The sequence below is a fragment of the Marinobacter antarcticus genome (genome assembly GCF_011049865.1).
Lineage (GTDB): Bacteria > Pseudomonadota > Gammaproteobacteria > Pseudomonadales > Oleiphilaceae > Marinobacter > Marinobacter antarcticus_A.
On the sequence record NZ_DRGY01000064.1, the window covers coordinates 1 to 4,884 of the forward strand.

General features: G+C 54.9%; 3 protein-coding genes. All 3 read right to left on the reverse strand.

Features of this window, described 5'->3' with window-relative positions; genetic code table 11:
- The coding region (locus tag ENI00_RS08295) for a DUF1329 domain-containing protein (RefSeq protein WP_304101252.1) at nucleotides 1-1,108 on the reverse strand (1,108 nt) is incomplete at its 3' end.
- Nucleotides 1,109-1,127: 19 nt separating this feature from the next.
- Nucleotides 1,128-2,786, reverse strand: coding sequence for a DUF1302 family protein (locus ENI00_RS08300; RefSeq protein ID WP_304101254.1), 1,659 nt, complete (start codon nucleotides 2,784-2,786; stop codon nucleotides 1,128-1,130).
- Between the two features lie 13 nt (nucleotides 2,787-2,799).
- Nucleotides 2,800-4,884, reverse strand: a 2,085-nt coding sequence (locus ENI00_RS08305; RefSeq protein WP_304101256.1) for an efflux RND transporter permease subunit, incomplete at its 5' end; no start/stop codon positions are given.

Here is a 4,884-nt window from a genome sequence, read left to right on the forward strand (position 1 = left end):
CGTCTTCTGTGTCGATGGTGCGAAGGCTGTAGTTCATCCATTTCCAGAACTCACCCTTGCGATCATAGACATCTGCCATGTAAAAGCGCGGGAATTCGGTATCCATATACATCACTTTTTTACTGTAAGGGTGCTCAGGCGGCGCAATGGCTTCAACGACCCAGACTTCACGGGGCTCCCACTGTTCTTTGGGGTTCCAGTAGGGTGCGTTATCCAGATCAACCGTGGGGAATCTTGCGTTGCCACTGGCATCAACATCCCAGGGCGTGACGCTGCTGTTCGCAACCACCAGAATCTTGCGCTTACCCAACAGCTTGTACTCCGGGTACCAGGTTGGGTGGGCGTTGAAAATCTCGATGTCGTCGTTGAGCTGGTCGGTCCCGCCAATGGGGTCCATCCAGGTGCCCCCAGACAAGCGGCGGGTGCGGCGCACCGATTTGATATACGCCCAGCTGTCGTCCAGCTTCGGGCTGTCGTAACGCACCGTGAACAAGCCCAGCCCGCGAATGTCTGCGGGGTATGTGGCGTACAACAATTGCTTCCACAGCACGTCATCGGTGCCTTCAACCGTATCGGCCTCGCCCAGGCGCCCCTTCATGTAATAGCGGCGCAAAACCCATTCCTGGGTTCGCTCCAGCCCCCGGTCATCATCGATAAACAGATAGGCGAACTGAGAGTAATCCTGGTAGTTCTTGATCGGTTGCGCGACGTTGTGATTCCAGATCAGTTTTTCAGCCGCATTTGGCGTGTCTTCCGTAACGTTCGGGAAGGGAATGCCTGCTTTCCAGCCTTCCATCATCCGGGTATCCGGGTTGAAGGAAACGCCACCGGAATACTTCTTGGTGGCCGCCAGGTAATCGTCGCCCAACCGGATAGGCTCCGGATCTTTCAGGGTTATTACCAGGCCTTCGTCCCGGATCAGTTTCTGCTGAATGTCGGTCAACAACGTGTCTATCCCGTCACCCTGAAAGGTATCGGAAAGACGCTGGTCAAGATTCCCCGCATTGATGACATCACCGGCAGACAGATCCGCCGCCGACAGAAAACCCGAGCTGGTTATCAAACCCACGGCAAGGGCGAGGCTTTTAACAGAAGTGATTGTTTTCATTATTACTCTCCTCAAATCCTCAGAACTGATAAGTCAAACGGGCGACGAGTTGGTCGTTGCCAGAGAAGTATCCGAACAGGTTGGTATCGTTAAAGCCCTGAAGCGGGCGATCCTGATCCTTTTCATGAAAGAAAATGTCCGCCTCAAGGCGCACCCGCACATGGTTACCGTAAGCGAATTCAACCGCCGGAATAACAAAGCCGCCGCCGTAGGTAAGATCTGAACCTATTGCCAGGGACGGATTGATCTGATCGTTGGCATAGTTGGCTGCAAGAACCGCCGTGAGGATACTGCTGAACTCCTTGGTTTCGCCGCCGAAGCCTGCGAGGTTTACAAGCTGTTCGTCTTTTTCAAAATCCGTTATCCAGTTATTAAACAGTTGAACGGTAAAGAAGGACGGCCGGCTGGTACCTAACACACTCTGAAGATCAAGCTGCTTGTCTATGCGGAACATAGAACGGAAAAGGTTCTTTTCCTCTATGCCGCAGAAACCCGGGAAAAATCCGCAACCCGGGCCTTCCGCAATGCTCTCGATTCCCACGTTGTAGGGCGCGTTGGGGATATAGGCCAGTTCGGCGCTGAACACCAGGTCGGGGCCGGCAAAGTAGTTATTGGCGGTTATCCCGAACACATCGATATAGGGGAATATGAATTCACCCGCTTCCGTTGCTCCGCCTTCGTAAACACCCTCGTAAGCGCCTTTTTGAAGCTGCGGCTGCCCGGGATTTGTTGCCGGGTTAGCGTTCGCAACCGGATTGGGGTTAGGGCCATGGAACCAGCCCAGAGAATAGCCCCAGTCGCCCGCCAGACCACTCCATCGCAAGCCGTAGGAATCATCGTCCATATCCGCATCGGGATGGTCGTAGTTGTAGCGCACGTTGGCACCAAAGGGGGCCGACGCGAAGGTTATGCCCTTGTTCGGGTTATTGGCCCAACGACCGCCTTCAATATCGTAATTGTTGCCCCGATCTTTGGCATCGTTCAGCTTGCCCGGGATATAGAGCACTTGAAGCGTGCCATCAAGATCGTAGAACTGCTGCGTCAGGTTGATCATGTTCAGCGGTTTGCGAAGTTCCTCGTTTTCAGGCTCGAGGAACGAGCGCCAGCGAAAATCGTAACCGTGAACAACGTCAAGCAACTGGAAGAAGTCAGTCTCCCCCCAGACAACCTGCTGCCGGCCAATCTTTATGCTGGTGGTGTCGGTAAGATTCCCCTGTACCCAGAATTCGCGCAACTCTTCGTCATCGTAAACATCGTAACGCAGATTCACAGCAGAGCCCGGCGCACCGCCGGTGCCCGCCCACTCGTCCATCACATCCTGCAGGTCGTTGCCATAACCTGTTGGCGACTCGCGGGAAATGCGCCCGGTCACCTTCATTCTCCAGTTACCGAAATCACGATAAAGATCGAGTTTTGCCACCGAGCGGGCCATCGACAGGTCGTACTGATAGTCACCCCGTTGCTTTCCATCGGGCCCGATCAAGGTCGGATTCTCAAGATTCCAGGACAGATACTGGCGAACGTATCCGCTCACTTCCCAGTCCTTGGTCAGCCAGTCGCTCTCATCGGCAAAAACCGCCTGAGGCGCACCCGCGGTTGCGGCCATAACACCGGCTGCCAGAAGCCCTCGCTTCAAAGGCCAGCCGCCCAAATGCGTATTTTTGTTATCACTTTTCATGTTGGTACCCATGTCACTGAGTGGATTGCGCCAGCCGCTCTGTCTGATGATCAGATTCAGCGGTTTTGATGCTGTCACCAAAGATAAACTTCGGTTTCAGCACTCTGATCAGGGATGGCATCACGAACAGCGATGTAAACGCTGCCACGAGCAACCAGAGCCCAATCAATGTCCCCATCTCCGCCTGGAACCGCAGTGAAGAGAGAGACCAGAGTAAAACGCCAGCCGCTAGGGTCACGGATGTGAGGAGCACACCACGGCCGGCAGAAAACAGGGATTGCCGGATAGCCTCCATGGGCTCCGACTCCGGATATCGATCAAGATATTCCTTAACCGAATCAACAATATAGAACGCGTAATCAACACCTAAACCAATACCAAGCGCAACCACCGGAAGCGTGCTGATGCTCATGCCTATGTCTTGCCACGCCATGAACGCGAAGGTCACCACGTTTGAAATAAGCACCGGTATGATGAAGAAAACGCCGCTGGCCGAAGATCGGTAAACCGCCAGGCAAGAAAGAATGACGACAAGCAGGGCCAGCGCAATCGCCTTGATCTGGTCCGACAGAAGAATTTCATTGACCGCGGCGATGATGCCGAGAGAGCCTCCCGCCATGCGGACGTTCACGCCGTTCAGTGGGTGCCCATCTATGTATCGTTGAATCTGGTAGGTGGCCTGGCGCAGTGTTTCGCCCTGGTGATCGCGGAAAAACAGGATGACGGAGCCGTTGCGAAACAGGGGATCCGCAAACTGCGCCAGATCATCAGGCGCCGCGCCCTGCATGTAAAAACTTATCAGTTCGCCATTCTCAAGCTGGGTCGCGCCTAACTCTCGATAACGAGGGTTGCCCTCATAGAGATTCCTGCGCACGTCCAGCACGATATCGGCAAGCGAGACACTGCCTCCAACTTGGGGCAGGCGCTCCATCCGACGCTGAAACCCCTGCATCCAGGCGAGCACATCCGGGCGCTTCAGCGCATCATTATCCTCCGACTCAATCACGATAAACATCTGCTCGGTGCCCGGGTAGTTGGCGTTAATCCGGGCGCTGTCTTTGTTAAAATCGGAGTCCTCCCACAGAATCGGAGAGCCGGTTGTCGCGTCTCCGATCGTCAGGTCAGTCGCCTTGAACACCAGCAGGCCTACCACCACGAGGGTGACGGGCAGCACGAAAAATCGTACACGGGTTTCCACAACACGAACGGCGAGCGTGAGCACCGCCGTCAGAAGAAAGCGCAAGTTAAGGGGATGTGCGTTACGCAGAGGGGTCTTGACCCAGCTCAGCATGACCGGCGTGAGAATAACCGCCGAAAAGCCGATGGTGACCACCCAGATTGCGCCGATAATAGAGACTTTCTGAATCAGCGGAATGGGCGTGAGCAGCACACAGAGAATTGCGCCGGCATCGGAAACCAGCCCTAGCAGGCCTGGCCGGAACAGCTCCTTCATTGTCTGCTCGGCCGACTTGCGGGGTGAAATGCCTTCGCCCTCACACAGATCATCAAACCGGGTGATCAGTTGAACCGCATGGCTGAAGCAACGCGCGGTGATGATAAATGCGACGACAATAACCAGCGGATCAAAATTGAACCCCAGCAACACGCCAATGCCCAGCGCCCAGATCGCCGAAACAACACCGCTGAGCAAGGGGAGCAGTGTTCCGCGCCAGGTGCGGTTTAGCAAAAACAGTGCGAACAGCATGGCGCCAAGAGAAACCAGCGCGATGGTGACGGTTTCATCGAGAAAATGGTCCACCCAGCCATACAGAATCGGTTCGCCTACAACATGGTGGGTTACCTGATCTGCGATCGGCGACGCATCCAGAATGGCCTGCACCTGAGGAAAAATACGGCTGTAGTCCACCAGATGGTCGTAAAAATCCATCTGAATGAGCGTGGAGGAAAGGTCTGGCTCAACATAGATTCCGTAAACCAGCGGGTTATTAACAATGGCTTCACGCAGTTCCTCAATGCCGGCCTCGGTTTCGGGCACGTCTGGCCACATCAGAGGTACGCTTTCAATACCCATTGTGGAGGCGCGAACAGACTTCAGCTTACGGGAGGCCAAAGAGACAATCTGGAACGGGTTTACACC